Raw genomic sequence first — 1,808 nt, 5'->3', positions numbered from 1 at the left:
GTAGCCACAGCGGTATCACCGGGGCAACCAGGCGCACCAGACTGAATGTAAAAATAAGCGCCCGGCGCATCTGCTTCCGGGTCGAAACTGCCACTGCCCGGTTGCCATTGCCCACCGGGAGCCGGGCTGCCGCCGAGCTGAGCAAATAAGTCTACCGGGGCACTGCCCGGACAGAGGGCCACCGCTGCATCTTCTCCCGCTGAAGGCGGATATGGGAAAATGGGGAGGTATGCAAAGGCAGTATCGCTCACATTGCCTGCCGCATAAGCAACCACTCTGATTTCCCGGGTGCCCTCCGGTGGAAGGCCGGGGCCTCCGTAGGTGTACTGGGCTGCACCCAGCACGGCCTCCCAGGCAGGCAATGAAGGCTGGCCCTGTTGCGGTAGGAAGCGCAGCTGGGCGCTGCCACTGCCAAGCACTACAATGCTATCAGTGCCGGTACTGGCCAGTTGCTCACCCATACCGCCCGGGCCTGACAGCGTAACCCGGATAGAATCTATAAACCCAATCTCGGAGAGCAGCTCCAGGCTTGGCGGCAGGATGGGCTGTGGGGCACCCGTACAAGCCGTGTCGGCCTGATAGGCGCTGCCGGGGAATGCACCACCTATTGGGTTAACTTCCAGCGCGCAGGGCGGGGGGAGGGATTCTTCGAGGGCAAAAAGACTGATAATTCGAAAATCCACACTACAAACGAATTCAAGGGTTTGTGCTTCAAAGTTAACTTCTAGAATTTCGTCTGTTTGCTCTAATACCGCATCAGTCACAAAAGTACGGCTATTCTGGCAGTCCACGGACACCGTACCCAAACCATTGGAAAAAGGTTCAAAAGAAGGATGCGGAAAAAGCAATTGGCTATTGGACAAATCATTGGTATCTAACTGATAAAATCCATCTTTCCAAGTACTAGCCACCAGATGTCCGTTAATCACAGTTAATCCGGAAGCCGCAGCAATAGGGTCTACCTCTCCGAAACTGGGGTTCAGTATTTCTTGCTCCCCGGTAATTAGGTTATATTTCCCCAAAGCAACCCCAGGTGAATAAAACACAGCAAACAAGGTCTCTCCAATGACTTCTAAGCCAAAAACTACAGCACCAAACTCTCCTGGTATTACTCCAAAATCTGTAACATAGGATAATGTTCCGGTCTCCAAATCCACCTGATATATCGTATCTGCTATTGCAGTGTAAAGGTTCGTATCCCGGTCAAAGGTGCAATTGCCAATCGGGCGTTCCGGCTCTATGACATGTGCAGTATCACAGGTTGACAAATCAATAATTCCAATATAACTGTTCAGTGAATCATCGTCTGAGCCTGCTGAAAAATACAACTCTTGAGCCGAAACGGAAAGTGAAACTAGGGCAAAGCCAAGCAGCAATAGAAGTTTAGAATGCGCCATGGGATTAGGATTTGGGAATAGGAAGAAAGCTCAGCTCTCCATAAAGAGAAAGCTGAGCCATGTTTTGATTTTAGAAACAGAACTACTTACGGATGAGCTTACCGGAAGTCGTAGCAGAAGGGGTCTCCACCCGGTAGAAATAGACGCCGGGCTGCCAATTGCGGGCTATGATCTGATGCTCTACTAAAGGCTGAAGCTGCTGCTGATGGATCAACTGCCCCGCAGCGTTAAATACGCGGAGTTGACCTACTTCCACTGTCCCACTAATTGTAAATTGCGCTCCAAATGGATTAGGGAAAACCACAATTTTTGAGTGCTGTTGCGGGGATATTGACCAACTGCGCTTATTCCCGTCCGGGTAAATATTCGCACCGCTCAATAGCGAAAATACTTCAGCTATGGTTGAGAAAG

At 50.8% G+C, this 1,808-nt stretch carries 2 protein-coding genes; both read right to left on the bottom strand.

Annotated features, from left to right (window positions below; all coding sequences use genetic code 11):
- Positions 1-1,397 (bottom strand): hypothetical protein (locus IX84_RS30410; RefSeq protein WP_044230408.1); only part of this gene is annotated, 1,397 nt, incomplete at its 3' end.
- Positions 1,398-1,479: 82 nt separating this feature from the next.
- On the bottom strand, positions 1,480-1,808 hold a 329-nt coding region (locus tag IX84_RS30405; protein WP_044230406.1), incomplete at its 5' end, for a T9SS type A sorting domain-containing protein.

Source organism: Phaeodactylibacter xiamenensis (genome assembly GCF_000759025.1).
Lineage (GTDB): Bacteria > Bacteroidota > Bacteroidia > Chitinophagales > Saprospiraceae > Phaeodactylibacter > Phaeodactylibacter xiamenensis.
Note: the sequence above shows the minus strand (reverse complement) of the source record. Positions and strands in the feature narration are given on the sequence as shown.